The 16,507-nt window shown below is 68.4% G+C and carries 9 protein-coding genes; 4 read left to right on the top strand and 5 right to left on the bottom strand.

What is annotated here, in order from left to right; genetic code table 11:
- Nucleotides 1–130: 130 nt before the first annotated feature.
- Together ADK67_RS26510 and ADK67_RS52730 are read right to left on the bottom strand one after the other, a co-directional pair.
- Nucleotides 131–592, bottom strand: coding sequence for an SRPBCC family protein (locus ADK67_RS26510; protein ID WP_053719230.1), 462 nt, complete (start codon nt 590–592; stop codon nt 131–133).
- Between the two features lie 318 nt (nt 593–910).
- The gene (locus tag ADK67_RS52730; protein ID WP_197289623.1) at nt 911–1,300 is read right to left on the bottom strand and encodes a hypothetical protein; all 390 of its coding nucleotides are present in this window, start codon (nt 1,298–1,300) and stop codon (nt 911–913) included.
- Nucleotides 1,301–1,386: 86 nt separating this feature from the next.
- Between ADK67_RS52730 and ADK67_RS49365 the strand changes: the two genes are divergently transcribed.
- Nucleotides 1,387–1,641: an IS30 family transposase gene (locus tag ADK67_RS49365; protein ID WP_197289625.1), complete on the top strand. Its 255-nt coding sequence runs from the start codon at nt 1,387–1,389 to the stop codon at nt 1,639–1,641.
- A gap of 268 nt (nt 1,642–1,909) precedes the next feature.
- Here the strand turns inward: ADK67_RS49365 and ADK67_RS26515 are convergent, their stop codons facing one another.
- Both ADK67_RS26515 and ADK67_RS26520 read right to left on the bottom strand, forming a co-directional pair.
- A complete protein-coding gene (locus ADK67_RS26515; protein ID WP_053719231.1) occupies nt 1,910–2,137 on the bottom strand; it encodes a hypothetical protein in 228 nt (75 codons plus the stop codon).
- 216 nt (nt 2,138–2,353) lie between these two features.
- Entirely contained in the window at nt 2,354–5,110 is a 2,757-nt protein-coding gene (locus ADK67_RS26520; RefSeq protein WP_082403832.1) for a tachylectin-related carbohydrate-binding protein, read from the bottom strand.
- Between the two features lie 510 nt (nt 5,111–5,620).
- Here ADK67_RS26520 and ADK67_RS26525 point away from each other — a divergent pair.
- The 3 genes from ADK67_RS26525 (at nt 5,621) to ADK67_RS26535 (ending at nt 16,118) form a co-directional block, all read left to right on the top strand.
- Nucleotides 5,621–15,082: an RHS repeat-associated core domain-containing protein gene (locus tag ADK67_RS26525; protein ID WP_053719233.1), complete on the top strand. Its 9,462-nt coding sequence runs from the start codon at nt 5,621–5,623 to the stop codon at nt 15,080–15,082.
- Complete coding sequence (locus ADK67_RS26530) at nt 15,079–15,612, top strand: hypothetical protein (protein WP_053719234.1); 534 nt, start codon at nt 15,079–15,081, stop codon at nt 15,610–15,612. The genes ADK67_RS26525 and ADK67_RS26530 overlap by 4 nt, the downstream gene beginning before the upstream one ends.
- Before the next feature lie 179 nt (nt 15,613–15,791).
- The gene (locus tag ADK67_RS26535) at nt 15,792–16,118 is read left to right on the top strand and encodes a hypothetical protein (RefSeq protein WP_053719235.1); all 327 of its coding nucleotides are present in this window, start codon (nt 15,792–15,794) and stop codon (nt 16,116–16,118) included.
- Between the two features lie 113 nt (nt 16,119–16,231).
- Here ADK67_RS26535 and ADK67_RS49370 read toward each other — a convergent pair.
- Nucleotides 16,232–16,507: IS3 family transposase (locus ADK67_RS49370; protein ID WP_157620859.1), on the bottom strand; the 276-nt coding region annotated here is incomplete at its 5' end.

Below are 16,507 nucleotides of genomic sequence, written 5' to 3' on the forward strand. Positions count from 1 at the left end.
ATCGTCGACGCGGCCGATCAAGAGGCCGAGCTCCGGTCGTTGCACGGCCGGCTGACGGCGGTGACCGTGCCGGCTGGGTCGTTGGGCGTGTGGTCGCACAACCGGGCAGCGGCCCCGCCCGTCACCGTCGTCAGGCGGCGAAGTGCCCCTTCACGCTCGCGATCTCCTGGGCGAAAAGGGCTTCCAGGTCGTCCAGGAAGCCGGCCGGCGCGCCGGGGACCACGCGGAACTCGCGCTCCCAGTCGATGAAGCTGCGGCCCGGCTCGTTCGTGACCGGCCGGACCCGGTAGGTGGCCACGTAGTCCACGATGAACAGCACCTGCGCGACCGAGCGGTAGGTGAGCGAGCGGTCGGTCTCCGAGCGGCCGACGACTTCCTCGCGGGCCAGGTCGTGGTTGGGCAGGAGGGTGAACTCGAACGTCGACGGCACCTTCTTCGCCGAGCCGCCGTGGGTCCAGTGGGCGTTCTCGATGCCCTCGCCGAACACGATGTCGAGCAGCACCATCATGTCCCGGACCTTCGCCCAGACCTCGTCGGGGTCCGCGTCCAGGACGGCGGAGTGGTAGACGGAGTACTTCGGCGACAAGGCCATGGTGGGTCTCCTAATGCGTGGCGAGCAGCCTTCGGGGGAAGCGCCGGACGGGCGGGCTGCGGAATGCGTGCCCAGTTGACCAAGTCGTCGAACGCCGACGTCGTGTTACCGGACGCCGCTGTGATCAGTTCGTGCACTCGACCTGTCGGTCCGGGCTCGGGTTCGACACCGCCGGAAAGCGGATCCGGGTACGGGTGGGGCCCATCGCCCACGTGGTCGTCGCGGTCGACGCGCACGGTGCCACCGCAACCGGAACCCTGGACCACGCCGGAGCGCGCAGCGATACGACGGCTCACGTGAGTCAGGTCCCGGCCGTGGTCATGCGTGCAACGTACCTGCTGCTCGCGCGGATCGAGGGCATGCGGCCAGTCCAGGAGCCGCCGCACCACCGGTGGCCGGAGCTCCGGTGGAACGGTGATGCGGATCAGGCTCGGAAGATGGCCCCCGCAGGGTCCGGTCGATCGTGCCCTCGCTCCCGGCGCCGGCGCTGAAAGCGAACCTCGTGCATTTCACGTCGTAGTAGTGGTATGCCTCGGCGTCCGTGTCGTTCTTCGCGTAGTCGCCCCGTTCCAGGGCCAAGGCGTGGCAGTTGTCGTTCGACGGGTTGACCAGCACCGCCTCACCGTTGACGTAGAACGTGCCACTCGCAGCGACAGCGGTGCCGACCGTCCCGGTGGCCACCATCAGCGCCGTGGCTGCCACCACCACAACGCCGTCCGCGACGCCCTCACGGCAGTGCTCGGCCGACTGCCGAGTCGCTGCGACTGGCACTGACCTGGGACCAGGGCTCGGAGATGGCCTGCCACGACCAGATCGCGCCACTCCTGAAAGAAGGGGTGTACTTCGGCCACCCGGCAAGTCCGTGGCAGCGCGGCACGAACGAAAACACGACCGGATTGCTGCGTCAGCACTTTCCGAAACGCATCGACCTCTCGATCCACACACCGGCAGACCTCCAGGCCATCCAGGACCGCCTCGACCGCCGCCCACGCAAGACCCTCGGCTGGCGCACGCCCGCAGACGTCCTCCAAGACGTACTGGCATCATGATCCAACAACGTTGCGATGATCACTCGAATCCTCCTAGAACCCAGGCGACCACCGGGGGTCCATATTCGAGCGCCATTGACAACTTGACCACTTCCGCGCGCAGATGACCATCTGATCAGGTATCGAGGGCAGTTCCCGATCGCAACGCGCGTTAATGCCGATGACCGGACGTCTCCAGTGGCAGGAGCGTCACCGACAACGGCACAGCCCTGTCGCGGACGTTTCCTCAGGCGCAGCGGTCCCGACCCGACCGACCGCCGCCTCACACTCATTCGCCGCTCGCCGGAGGAGCGACGACCGGTCCGAGCAGGTCTGCGGTCGACGGCTGGTGGAAGTGCCGGGCCCAGTCGAGCGGGGTCACGTCGAAGTGCTGGTCGCGGAGGTCCGGATCGGCGCCCAGTTCCAGCAGCCTACGGACGAGCAGCTCCCACCCGAGATCCCGTGCGACTGCGCGGACCTTGACGAACGCGCGAAGCGCGACCGGTTCCTGGCGCACGCCGCCCTGCTGACGGTAGGCACGGCCATCGGCAGGTGGGGCTGCCGCGCTCCAGCGTGCCGCTCCGCTCGTCCCGTGTAGTCCGTCCCGTGTAGCCCTTGCCACGTGCGGGGCCGAACACCCACCCCGTCGGCGCGACGCCCTGATCGCCGGTCGAACGCCTGGTGGCCGGTACAATCGGACCGGCCACCAGGAACTGTGATCAACCCGGACCGGCTACTTGCCCTCCGGGACCTCGCCCTTGCTGGACTTGATCGTCACGAGCTCTCGCGACGTCGCGCCGGGCGCGGTGGACATGGCCGCGCCCGAGTCCGACGTGTAGGCCGTGAGTTGCCAGAGGAAGTAGTTCCCCTCACCGTTGCGGAAGAACACCCGCTCCTCCGAGCCGCCGCCGGCGGCGAACGCCGGGTCGACGATGGACTGGTCGTGGTTGGTTTGCCAGGTGCGCCACGTCGACGCGCCGGGCACCGTCTGACCGCCCCGGTACACGAACCCGTCGGAGCCGCGGACGACGACTTCGACGATGCCGTGCGCGTTGACGATGGCGGCGGGCGAGCCCGCGAACGTCAGGCTGCCGCTGATATCCGTCCACCCGGTGAAGGACGTGCCCTCCTTCTGGGTGTACAGCTTGTTGTCGGTGGCGCGGGTGACGATCTGCACCTTGCCGTCGGCAAACACCACGGCTGACGGCGTGCCGGCGCCGCTGATGCCGCCGGCGAGCCGGCCGGGGCCGAACACGCCGTTGGTCAGCTTGCGGACGGCGATCACGTTGGAGACGCTGCGGTAGACGATCTCGAAGCTGTTCCCGCTGGGCACCACGGTGAAGTCGGCGGTGATGTTGTAGTCGGTGGAGCTGATGACCTTCCGCCACGGCTTGAACCCGCGGACGTCATCGAACTCCTCCGCGTACCAGAGCTTGTTCTTGTCGTCGACGGCGAACACGGTCAGCAGGTTGTTGCCACCGCGCACCACCACCGGGCTGCTGGAAAGCGCGCCGTTCACGCCGGCGGGACCGGTCCACTGGCTGCTGCCCGAGGCGTTCTGGGTGTACGCCGCGACGTGCGCGTTCATACCCCTGGCCAGCATGACGAACCGGCCGTCCTGGCGCTGCGCCAACGTGGCCCGGCCGGCCGCAGTCTGGTAGCCGGACAACCCCTGCCACTCGATGAACTCGGAGCCGGTGGAGGCTTGGTAGCCGCGCACCAGGCTGCCGGGATCGGTCACCATGGCGATCTCGAACCGCTGGTTGTTCGAATTGAACGCCAGTTGCGCGCGCTCGTTGGCCGGCGTCGGCACGACAGGTGGCGTCACGGTCGCGGGCGACACCAGCTTGCAGGCGTCGATGTCAGCGCTGATCTCGGAGATCCCCGGCCAGTTGACGAGGTGCTCCTTCCAAGTGCCCTCGGCGCCGTGGGCGAAGGTCTTTGCCGTCGGGTCGTACCGGTACCAGTAGATGTCCTGGCCGCCGAGACCGTAGATGATGTCGGCGCCTGGGGAGACGATCTGGTGGAAGCCGTTCCAGCCGGCGGCGACGTTCGTGCCGTAGTCCAGCCAGCGGCGGTTCTTCCAGTCGTAGTGGAACCGGTAGAGCGTACCGGACTGGACGGCGGGGTCGCGGGCGTAGAGCACTCCGTCACCCGCGGCGAACACCTGGTCGTACTTCCCCCAGCCGGTGTCGAGGGTGGTCTGGGTCCACGTCTTGGCGGTGTCGTCGTAGATGCTGTGCGTCAGTTCGCCGTTCGCGGGCACGCTGTAGAAGTGGTTGTTGGCGTCCACCGTGATGCGGTACCGGTAGCGCGGGTCGTCCCACCCGAGCCAACCCGTGCCGATGCGGACGTGCATGCCGTTGTTGTCCCAGCCGGCGCCGTTCCAACGGTGTCGGTCGAGCGCTCCGTCAGTGCGCAGGAGGTACTTGTACCCGTTGGGGCCACCCAGGAACCGGGTGGGCCAGTTGGCTCCGACGCCGTTGTCGAACTCCCAGTTGGACAGACCGGTTTCCGGTTCCATGTGCGGACGGAGCCGGAAGTCGTTGTTGGTCATCGACCCGAAGATGTTCGCCGAGGGCTTGCACTCCACATCGGACCCGACCGGGGCGAGCTTGCAGCTGTCCACGGCGGCGGCGATCTCGTCCGCGTCGGTCCAGACGGCGATCAACTCCTTCCAGCTCCCGCTGCGGCCGTGCATCCACATGGCGCCGGCGGGCGAGTAGCGGTACCACCACACGCCGCCGTCCGGCGACAGCCCGTAGATCACATCCGCGCCGGGGGAGACCAGCTGCTTGAACCCGTTCCAACCCGACGCCAGATCCTTCTCCCGCTGCACCCAGGTGGAGGTGCGGAAGTCGTAGTGGGACCGGAAGAGGGTGCCGGCCTTGAGGACGGGATCGCGGGTGTAGATCACTCCGTCGCCGGCGGCGAACAACTGGTCGTACTTCTGCCAACCCGTGGCGAGTGCCCGGTGGGTGAACGTCTTGGTGATCTCGTCGTACTGGCTCATGACGAGTTCGCCGGTCGGGTTGATCCGGTAGATGTTGTTGTTGACGTCGACCGTGATGCGGTAGCGGTGGGCCGCCAGGTTCCACGGGTTCCAGCCACTGCCCAGCACTTCGGGGGTTCCGTTGTTGTCCCACGCCGTGCCGTTCCAGCGGTACCTGTGCAGTTCGCCGGCTGGGGAGATCAAGAAGACGTAGCCGTTGGCGCCGGCCATGAACCGGGTGTCCCAAACCGAGCCGATGCCTTGGTTGCCGGTCCACGAATTGCCGCCCGACTCGGGCTCGTCGTGCTTGCGGAGGTTGAGTGCCGGGTTGCCGGCCAACCCCACGAACACGTTGGCAGCCGGCGTGCACTGGCTCGTCTCGACCGCGCCGGCGAGGTTGCCCCCGGAGGCGAGGATCGGCAAACCGGCGACGCCGAGCACTGCGGCGAGTGAGAGCTGCACCAGACGTCTGAACGACCGGCGCGACGGTCTTGTCATGAGAATGCCCCTCGATGCGGACGCGTCAAAGCACACGTGGGTGCTCCACGCGTCCGGTAGGTGATGTCATCCCCCCTTGGGATGCCGAGCGGCTTTCTACCAGATGTTGTGACATGTGGGGAGAGCTGAGAAGTGCATCTCACCATCCGGTTGCCGAGCGGAATCCGTGCGGACAACAAAACCTTGTGGCGTTCGGCCACCGCACCCTAGGCTCGCGGTCGCTCTCTTCCGCTGTGATGCTCCGGGGGGAAATCCACCATGGTCGGCCGTCGTGCCGCGCGTTTTCGCGCGCCCAAATTTTTGTTGCCGTTGCTCGGCCTTTTTCTCACGGCCACTTTGGTGGTGGGTGTCGGTGGACCCACGTTTCCCTGGTCGCCGGGGTCCGGTAAGGATGACCCGTCCGAACTGACGGAGCTCCTGGAACGAGCCAGAGACCTTGCCAGAGACCAGGAGTCGGGCAGCGCCGAGGGCCTGACGGACTCCAGCGAGAGCCGTGACGGCAACTGGGACATGCCGGTCTCCGAGCAGTCCAAGCACGCCCGGCCCGCGGCCCAGCGGCTCGACGACGTCGTCCGCAACGAGGCGAAGGTGGTCGACGCCCCCACGAACCCCACCGGGTTCGACGCCGACACGAGCGTCGAGGACCCCGCGCGGCGCGGCCGCAACGAGCGCACGTTCCGCAACACCGACGGCACGCACACCACCGAGTTCAGCAACACCCCGGTCAACCACCAGCTGCCCGACGGCACCTGGGCGCCGATCGACTCCACGCTGGTAGACGACGGAGCGGGCTGGCACAACGCCTCCGACCAGGTGGACGTCCGCTTCGCGCGCTCGTCCGCCGCGGGCGACCTGGTGCGCATCCGCCTCGACGGCGACCACGAGTTGGCGTACGGACTGAGCGGCGCGCGTGACGTTGCCGGGCAGGCGAGCGGCACCACGGTCACCTACCCGGGCGTGGCCGACCGGACCGACCTGCGCGTCGAGTCCGTGTCGGGCGGCGCGAAGGAGACGATGGTCCTCCAAGACCGAGCTGCCGCTCGGTCTTGGAGCTTCCCCCTGCGGCTGAAGGGCCTCTCGGCGCGGATCGTCGACGGCGCGGTCTCGCTCGTGGACGGCTCGGGCGCCGAGCGGATGCGCATCCCCGCTGGCTACATGGTCGACTCCGCGCCGGTGACGGACACCTCCGGTCCTGCCACCTCGCACGGCGTGCGGTACGAGCTGGCTGACAACGGGGGCACGTTGCGCGTCGTGCTCGACCAGGCGTGGCTGGACGACCCGAAGCGCGTGTACCCGGTGCTGGTCGACCCCAGCGTCTTCGAGGGCCGCGGCACCCAGAGCATGTACATCGCGGGCAGCACGCGGGTGAACAACCCGAGCGAGCTGCGCATCGGCCTGGACGGCGGAGTGTCGTACACCTCGTACGTCGCGTTCCCCGATGTAGTGACCCGCCTGCGCAACCACAAGGTCTTCGGCGCCGCGCTCCAGGTCGTGAACTTCGACTCCACCACCTGCCAGCCGCGGCCCCTCGCCGTGCACCCGGTGACGCAGGACTGGTCCAACGGCCTGAACGGCCCGGCGCTGGGCGCTCCGATCGCGGGCGCGTCGTTCTCGCACGGCTTCATCGCGCTCGGCCAGACCCGCTCGGCCTGTCCCGCCGCGCAAGAGGTGGTCGACCTCGGCACCGGCGGCCAGCAGCTCATCCAGGACTGGGTGAAGGGCGGCCTGAACCACGGCCTCGCGCTGCGGGCCGGCGACTACCGCAACAACGGCGGCTTCAAGAAGTTCACCGGCAGCAACTCGGCGAACCCGCCGAAGCTGTACGTCACGCACAGCCCGTACGACGCCCGGTACGTCATCGATCAGCCCATCCCGAACCCGCCGGTCACGCGCGTGCAGAACGGCATCGTGAAGATCACCGTCACGAACACCGGCGCGTCGACGTGGACCCCGGCCTCGTACGACCTCGCGTACAAGCTGTTCGACGCGAACACGAACCAGCAGCTGGCGACGGTGCGGTCGGCGGGCCTGCCGCGCGACGTCCCGCCGGGTGACACGGTCACCCTCGACGCGGTGGTCGAGAAGCGCGACCAGGGCGTGTACGTCCTCGACTTCTCCATGCGGCACAACGCCGTCATGTTCACCGACGAGCAGGTCGCGCCGGCCCGCATCACGTTGCAGATCTTCAACATCCCGCCGGTCGTGAGCGAGCAGTACCCGCCGGCGGGACACAGCGTGGAGACACTGCGCCCGCAGCTGTGGGCCAAGGGCGAGGACCACGAGAACAACCCGTTGCACTACCGGTTCGAGGTGTGCGAGAGGGACGACCAGGGCAACCCGGTCTCCTGCTTCGACTCCGGCCGCCAGCCGAACGTCTACTGGACCGTCCCGGACGGGAAGCTGCGCTGGGACAAGGTCTATCTGTGGCGGACGTGGCTGTGGGACGGCCAGTCCGAGAGCGAGGGGCTGCCGTTCTCGGCGCTGCTGTCCTCCGTGCCGCAGCCCGAGGTGACTTCCCGCCTCGGCAACGCCCCCTACACCGGCAACGGCCTCGGCTTCGACCCGATGGTCGGCAACTACACGACGGCCGCGGTCGACGCGACGACTGCGACGGTCGGGCCCGAGCTGAACGTCGCCCGCACGTACAACAGCCTCGACCCACGGCGTGACCTGGCGTTCGGCACCGGCTGGTCGTCCCGCTACGACATGCGGGTCGTCGCCGACGCCGACGGCTCCGGCAACGTCATCGTCACCTACCCGGACGGCCAGCAGATCCGCTTCGGCCGCAACCCCGACGGCAGTTACACCGCGCCGCCCGGCCGGTTCGCCACGCTGACACCGATCCCGGAAGCGGAGACGGGCGGCTGGCGGCTGGTCGACAAGGATCGCACCCTCTACTCGTTCCGCGCCGACGGCGTGCTGAAGTCCATTAAGGACAGTGCGGCTCGGCACGTCGAGCTGGTGTACGACATCGACGGCAAGCTGTGGAAGGCGATCAGCCGCACCAGCAACCGGACCCTGACGTTCCGTTGGTCGGGCAACCACGTCGTCGAGGTCAAGACCGAGCCGGTCGACGGCGCGGCGCTGACATGGGTCTACCGCTACGACGCCGACCGGCTGCTGGAGGCGTGCAACCCCGACGGGCACTGCACCCGCTACCAGTACGGCAACGGCTCGCACTACCGCAGTGTCGTGCTGGACTCGCGCCCGGACTCGTACTGGCGGCTCGGTGAGGCCGCCGGTCCCGACGCCGGCAGCCAGGTCAGCGTGAAGTTGGGCAAGGACAAGGCGACCTTCGTCGGCGTCCAGACCGTCAACCACGGCAAGCCCGGCGCGTTGACCGGCAGTGACGATCGCGCGGTCGAGCTGAACGGCAGCTCGCACATCCGCCTGCCCGACCAGACCGTGAACAAGCACCGCGACCTGGCCATCGAGCTGTGGTTCCGGACGTCGTCCGCCGGTCCGCTGATCGGCTACCAGGACAAGCCGCTCGGCGAGACGCCGACGGCGGGCGCGCCGCTGCTCTACATCGGCTCCGACGGCAGGCTGCGCGGCCAGTTCCACACCGGCGCGGCGACGCCGACGCCGATCACCAGCGCCGCGGACAAGGTCGTCAGGGACGGCCAGTGGCACCACGTGGTGCTGTCCGGTTCGCTGGCGACCCAGACGCTCTACCTCGACGGTGAGGTCGTCGGCTCGATCGAGGGTGTGATCGACCACCCGCGCCTGGAGTACGTGCAGGTCGGCGCGGCCCACACGATCAACGCGCACCCGTCGATCGGCGCCGGCCGCACCACGCTGGCGGGCGAGGTCGACGAGGTCGCCCTGTACGCCCGGCCCCTCGGCCTCACCCAGGTCCGGGCGCACTACCGCGCCGCCGCGGCCGGTGACCAGGTCACCAAGGTGACCATGCCGAGCATGCGGGTGGCCGCGGAGGTCACCTACGACAACGTCCACGACCGCATGAAGGAGTACGTCGACAGCGACGGCGGTCGGTGGCAGCTCGGCGTCCCCACGGTCGGCGGGTCGGAGACCAACATCATCCGCTCGGTCCGCGTCGTCGACCCGGGCGGGCGCCCGCAGTACTACGACTTCGACGGCCTCAAGGGCCGCATCCTGCGCCAGGTCACACCGCTCGGCACCGGGCCGCGGCCGGAGGACATCGTCGGCCGCGACTGCCGGACCAACGAGGACGGCCTGGTCACGTGCAGCGGGCTCGTGGTCAGCCTCGGCGTGCGGCTGTTCGACTACGACCAGTCGGGCTTCCAGCACACGATCACCGACGAGGACGGCAACAAGGCCACCCTGGTGCACGACAGCCGCGGCAACCTCACGAGCAAGACCACGTGCCGCACCCCCGACAACTGCCAGACCACGCGCTACACGTACCAGCCCCCGACGGCCGACCCGACCGACCCGCGGACCGACAAGCTCATCGCCACCCGTGACGCGCGGTCGTCCGGACCGGCCGACAACACGTACCTGACCACGTCGGAGCACACGGCGTTCGGTGAGCTGGCGAAGGAGACCAGTCCGGACGGCGGGTCCACGTTCCACACCTACACCGACGGCACGTCCGACGCCGTGGGCGGCGGCAAGGAACCCGCGCAGCTGCTCAAGGCCACCACCGACCCGCGTGGCGCAACCGTCGTCAACAAGTACTACGCCAACGGCGACCTGGCGGAGACGCTGTCGCCGTCGGGCCTGCGGACCGTGTTCACCTACGACGCGCTCGGCCGCCGGATCACTACGACCGAGCACTCCGACGCGCACCCGGCCGGCGTCCGCACGACCTACAAGTACGACAAGCTCGGCCGCGTCGTGGAGGTGACCTACCCGGCCGCCACGAACGCCGTCACCGGCGCCGCCCGCACCGAACGGGAGACGACCGAGTACGACCCGGACGGCAACACGACGAAGGCCGAGGTCGTGGACCTCGCCGACGCCGGCTCCCCGCGCACCTCGACGTTCGAGTTCGACCAGTACGGCCGGATGGTCAAGGCGGTCGGCCCCGAGGGCAACGAGGCGTCGTTCGGCTACGACCACTTCGGCAACCGCACGTGGGCGGTGGACGCCAACGGCGTGAAGACCGTGTGGACCTACACCGCGCGCAACAAGGTCGCACAGGTCCGCCTGGTCGGCTGGCACGGCAAGGCGATCACGCCCGGCGCCACCGACATCGCGCCCGTCGACCCGGAGACGCCGCTGCCCGACCTGGTGCTGGAGGCCAACCAGTACGACCACTCGGGCCGCCTGTCGGCGCAGGTCGACGCGATGGGTAGGCGCACGGCCTACTCCTACTACGCCGACGGCCTCGTCCGCGAGATCACGGCCAAGGCCGACAACAAGCCCGAGACGCTGCCCGTCGTCATCCAGCAGAACACCTACGACGCAGCCGGCAACCTGCTCCGCCAGGTCGGCGCGGGCGGCAAGGTCGTCGCGCACGAGGTCGACGCCACCGGCCGTGTGTTCGCCACCACGCAGGAGCCGGACACCCTCCGCCGCCGCACCGAGTACCGCTACGACCTGAGCGGCAACATCACCCAGGTCGTGCGGACCGGCGCGCACTCCGGCACCGGCCTGTTCGGCGCCTCGTTCGCCGAGGTCGTCGACTTCGAGTACGACATGGCCGGCCGCCAGATCAAGGAGTCGCTGCGCGGCCCGACAGGCCCCGTGATCACCCGGACCACCTACGACCAGCGCGACCTCGTCACCAAGGTGGTCGCACCGCTGGGCAACGTGACCGGTGGCGTCACCGCCGACCACACCACCGAATACCGCTACGACGAGCGAGGCCGCACCACGGCCGTAGTCCTGCCGCCAGTCCGCGCGGAGGAGAACGCGCAGGCCGCGACCGTCGTCCGGCCGACCACCACCACCGGCTACAACGCGTTCGGCGAGGTCACCGAGGTCCGCAACCCGGCCGGCGGGGTCATGAAGATGGCCTACGACAAGTCCGGTCGGACCGTGCGCACCGAGTCGCCCGCCTACCAGGCGCCGGGCGCGTCCACGCCGATCACCGCGGCGGTGCTCGCCGAGTACGACCGGATGGGCCGCGTCACCAAGACCACCGACCCGGCCGGCGCGGTCATCCGCATGTACTACGACCAGCGTGGACGCGTCGTCGAGAAGCAGGACCCGAACCCGACCAACCCGGGCGAGCCGGGCGGCAGCTGGCGGTACAGCTACACCCACGCCAACGAGCTGCTGTCCACGACCGACCCGACGCTGGGCGAGACCCGGCGCACCTACGACCAGTTCGGCCGCCCGGCCACGCAGACCGAGATCGAACTGAGGCCGACGCCTGCGGCGCACGAGACGAAGTTCGGCTACGACGACGCGGGCAACCTGGCCACCATCACGTCGCCGAAGGGCGAGATCACCAAGTTCGCTTACGACAAGCTCGGCCAGCGCACCAGCGTGACTGACCCGGCCGGCGTGGTGAGCCACTCCGGGTACGACAGCTTCGGCAACCAGGTGTACTCGAAGGACGCCCAGGGCCGAGCGCGGTACGCCAAGCTCGACCAGGCGGGCAACCGGGTCCTCGACGTCGACCTCGGCCCGGCAGGGCAGACCCTGCGCACGATCCGGCACACCTACGACATCGCGGGCAACCGGATCACGTCCGCCGACGCCGTCGGCAAGACCACCCGGTACGGCTACGACGCGCTGGGACAGCTGACCCAGCTGATCGAGCCCGTGTCGGACACCGAGTCGATCACCACGACGTACGGCTACGACTCGTCCGGGCGGCGCACCAGGTTCACCGACGGGCGTGGCAACAACACGTTCTACACCTACAACGCGCTGGGCAAGCCGGAGTCGGTCATCGAACCGGCCACCGACGCGCACCCGTACGCCGCGGACCGCACGTGGACCGCGGCGTACGACGGCGTGGGGCGGCCGACGGTGATGACCGCGCCGGGCGGCGTCACGAGGGCCCGCACGTACGACGCCCTCGGCAGGCTCGTGAAGGAGACCGGAGCCGGCGCGTCGGCCGCCACCTCCGAGCGGGCCGTCGAGTACGACGCCGTCGGCCGCACCACCAAGGTCAGCGCGCCGGGCGGCGCCAACTCGTACGAGTACAACGCCCGCGGACTGCTCACCTCGGCCACCGGCCCGTCCGGTGACGCCACGTTCGGCTACGACGAGCAGGGCCGCCTGACGACCCGCACCGACGCGGCCGGCGCCAGCGGCTTCACCTACGCGGGGGGCCGCCTCACCGCGGTGCAGGACGGCGTGACGGGTGGCTGGGTCGGGTTCGGCTACACGGCGTCCGGCCAGTTGGAGACGATGGACTACGGCGCGGGCCGGGTCCGCCGGTTCGACTACGACGACTTCGGCCGCGAGGTCTCCGACGTCACCAGGAACGCCGCCGGCGCGACGGTGGCCTCCATCGCCTACACCTACGACCTCAACAACCGGCTCACCAAGAAGGCCGCCACCGGCACAGCCGGCGCGGGTGAGGAGACCTACGCCTACGACCAGCTCGGCCGCACCACGTCGTGGACGGCGAACGGCACCTCCACCGAGTACGGCTGGGACGCGTCGGGCAACCGGGTCCGCAACGGCGCGAAGACCGCGACCTACGACCAGCGCAACCGGCTCCTGTCGGACGGCGACTACACCTACACGTACACCGCACGCGGCACCATGGAGTCGCGCACCAGCTCCGGTCTGCGGGAGAAGTTCGACTTCGACGCGTTCGACCGGCTGATCGCCGTCGGCTCGACGTCCTACACCTACGACGGCCTCGACCGGCCGGTGTCCCGCGGCGCGCAGACGTTCCGGTACTCCGGCGCGTCGATGGACGCGGTCAGCGACGGGACGGCGACGTACGGGCGTGGCGCGTCCGGCGAGCTGCTGTCGCTGGCGCAGGGCACAGACAAGCGGCTGCTGCTGTCGGACAAGCACGGCGACGTGATCGGTGGCTTCGACCCGTCGACCGCGCTGACGTCTCTGCCCGACTCGACCGCGTACGACCCGTGGGGCAACAAGACCGCCACCGCGGGCGCGAAGCGCAACGTCGGCTTCCAGGGCGACTGGACCGACCCCGACACCGGCCGCGTCAACATGGGCGCGCGGTGGTACGACCCGACCACGGGCACGTTCAGCAGCCGTGACTCGGTGACGCAGGGCGGTCCCGGCTCGGCGGGCTTCAACCGGTACGTCTACGGCGTCGGCTCACCGCTGAACGGCTTCGACCCGGACGGCCACGGCTGGTTCGACGACGCCGTGAGCTGGGTCGGCGACAATCTCAGCACCGTCGGCCACACCGCGCTCGACGTCGCCGGCATGGTGCCTGGCCTCGGTGAGATCGCGGACGGCATCAACGGCGTCTGGTACCTGGCCGAGGGCAACTACGTCGACGCGGGCCTGTCGTTCGCCGGCATGGTGCCGTTCGCGGGCTGGGGTGCGACCGCCGCCAAGTGGGGCAACAAGGGCTACGACGCGGTGCGTGGCGCGGACAACGTGCCGACGCCGCGCACCCCTGACGCCCCGAATGGGCGTTCACCCGACTACTCGTCACCGAAGAACGTTCGCGGGCCGGACGGCGTGCCGATCAAGAAGGGCAGCGGCGTGCCGCCGTCCAGCAAGGCGGTGCCGGATCCCCGGAAGCTCGCCGCGGAAGCGGCAGCCCGCCGTGCCGCAGCGGCCCGTGCCGCGCTCCAGGCGGCCATCGCCCGCACCTCCGCGGCGAAGGCGGCCGTGGCCAGGGCCGTCAAGAACAACCCGATGCCCACCATGCAGGCGGCCCTGAAGCCCAGGATCGCCAACGCCAAGAACATCGTCTCGGCGGTTCCCAACGCACCGGCCCGCATCGTGCAGGCCACCGTCACGAACGTGCAGGACCTGAACAAGGTCTACGAGACGATCAAGACGGCCATGCTCGGCGTGGGCAAGGAGGTCATCAAGGAAGCGGCCCAGACCCAGGTCGCCGAAGTCCTGGCGACGTCGGGCATCCCGTACGCCGAGAACCTGATGGAGTTGGGCGGGCGAAAGAAGAAGTCGCCCGGGACCAAGGGCAAGCAGGCCCGAGCCGAAACGGCCGCCGGCGCGTCCTGCCGGGTGTCGTTCGACCCGAACAGCTTCTCCGGCGACACCCCGGTCCTCATGGCCGATGGGTCGCGCAAGCGGATCGCCGAGGTCGAGGTGGGCGACCAGGTCGTGGCGACCGACCCGACCACCGGCGTGAGCGGCACGCGAACCGTTACCGACACCCGCTCGCACCAGGCGGAACGCCTGCTCTACGAGATCACGGTGGAGACGGACGCGGGTACCGGCCAGATCACGGCGACCGACGAACACCCGTTCTGGGTCGAGTCGCTCCAGAAGTGGGTCAACGCCGAAGACCTGAAACCCGGCTACACCTTCGAAACCGCAGACCACCGCCCGGCCACCGTCACCACCACCCGTGCCTTCTCCCCGGACCGCGTGGTCCACAACCTCACCGTCGACGGGCTGCACACCTACTACGTGCTCGCCGGAGCCACTGCGGTACTGACGCACAACGCGGACCCAAACGCGTGTCAGGTACCGAGCTCTCGAGGTGATGTAGGCTCAATCCCGATCGCCCGGGAAGTGGAGCAGGCCCCGGCCGGCTGGTCCCAAGCGGAACGGCTCCAATTGGCGATCGACCGACTTCCGGCGTTCGCTGTGTTCAGTCGGACCAACAAAACTAAAAACCGGACCTACGTGGGCGCGCTGAACACGGAAACGGGTGCAATCGCGCTGGCTTCGTCGGGATGCGGGCACTGTGCCGAAGGCAACGCTTTGCTGGCGCTGGGAGGCGATCCGTCCAAGGTCATCTTTACCGGTGCGCTACAGGTCCAGGGCGTCGGTGGCCAAAATGTCGCGGTGAACAAACCGGTGTGCGTTGGCTGCCAGGGCGACTACCCCGATCCTGGCATCTTCGTACCGGGTACCGTGGGGGCTCCCGGCGGGCCGTGGGAACAGCGTGGGAGGCGGTGAAGTCGGTGGACTTGGTTGACGTCGAGATTGAGCGCTACGACTGGGCGGCGATGCGGTGTGGTTGTGGTGCCTCTGCTGATCACGTGGTGATGGATCTGCGAGCTCTTGTAGAAGGTAACGGTGACCCTGACACCTTGTGGGAGTCGTTGGGGGATCACCTCTTGCCCAAAGGGCATATTCTGGTGGAACCTACGCCGGCGGCGCTGTCGGTCTCACTGGCAGCGGTTGCCTCAGGTGTCACTGATCCGGCGCGTACGCGGCTTCTGGACCTGGTCGGGGCGTTCGTCGGGGACAATCTGCAGGTCCCTGGGTTCGATCACAGGTCGCTGCTTGACGAATGCCAGGCCGCAGCACGTCGCGCAATGTGGATATTTTACGCCGAGATATTCTTCGGTACTTCGGCGTCGGCGATCTACGCCGCATTCGAGTTAGTCGACATCCTTGAAGAGGATCGCGTTCGTTTGGAAAGCGTGCGCAAAGCTGCTCGCGATCGGCTTCCCTGGCAACTTCGCGACGCCCCGGACGAGTGATACCGCAGCACGCGCACCTGCTGTCGTCGCGACGCGCGACGACAGCAGGTGCGCGTGAATCCGCGGGCTTATCGTTCTGTCCTGGCAACGGACAGGTCCAACGGACTTTCGGTCAGTACGCCAGAGATCTCGGCATACTCGTACGAAGTGATCGACTGCAACACTCGATGACTCATCTGATGGGCGAGACATCCGGCAAGCACGTCCTGCTCGTGGGTTTGCGATTACCGGACGAGACCGAGGAATCGGCAGTGTCGAATCTGTCAAGCTATCTGGAGGCCAAGAAGCGCCAGGTACGTGCGTTCCGTGCCACCTGCATGCTTTTCAAGCCCGCTGGTAACAGATTGCTGCGTGTGATCTACGACAACCGGCCATTGGGTGCGAACGCCGACCTCGATGCCGCTGCAACGGACCTGGTGCCTCTTGAGGAGATGGAGCGAGCAGTGCCCAAGCCCATCGGCACTCCTCGGGTGGCCGCTAACCGCGTCAGTGCTGTCCTGATGTAACGGCATGTCCGGCTGTCTCGACATTCATTTCCCGCTGACTTGTGGGCCAGGGAAGTTCCTCGCGTGTGAGCTGGGGTTGACCCGTTGTGACGGACAGGGTCGATGAGGTGTGGTCAGGCTACCCGGTCCACCGGGTGGTGTCGGGTGGTTTCGTAGGCGGCGGGGCTGAGGTAGCCGAGGCTGGAGTGCAGGCGGCGGGTGTTGAACCAGCCCTCGATGTATTCGAAGATCGCTTTGTGTGCCCTGGTCCTGGTGGGCCAGGGCTGTCGGTCGAGCAGTTCGGTCTTGATGGTGGCGAAGAACGATTCCGCGACGGCGTTGACGCTCCTATAGTTGTCAAGCGGCCTGTGCGGTGTTGGTGGACAGGGTGCGCAGGGGTCGTAGCAGTG

This window comes from Saccharothrix sp. NRRL B-16348 (assembly GCF_001280085.1).
Taxonomy (GTDB): Bacteria; Actinomycetota; Actinomycetes; order Mycobacteriales; family Pseudonocardiaceae; genus Actinosynnema.

Coding starts and splice junctions, on each gene's coding strand:
- ADK67_RS26510 (WP_053719230.1), bottom strand. CDS start 592: ATGGCCTTGTCGCCGAAGTACTCCGTCTACCACTCCGCCGTCCTGGAC.
- ADK67_RS49365 (WP_197289625.1), top strand. CDS start 1,387: ATGGCCTGCCACGACCAGATCGCGCCACTCCTGAAAGAAGGGGTGTAC.
- ADK67_RS26520 (WP_082403832.1), bottom strand. CDS start 5,110: ATGACAAGACCGTCGCGCCGGTCGTTCAGACGTCTGGTGCAGCTCTCA.
- ADK67_RS26525 (WP_053719233.1), top strand. CDS start 5,621: ATGCCGGTCTCCGAGCAGTCCAAGCACGCCCGGCCCGCGGCCCAGCGG.
- ADK67_RS26535 (WP_053719235.1), top strand. CDS start 15,792: ATGGGCGAGACATCCGGCAAGCACGTCCTGCTCGTGGGTTTGCGATTA.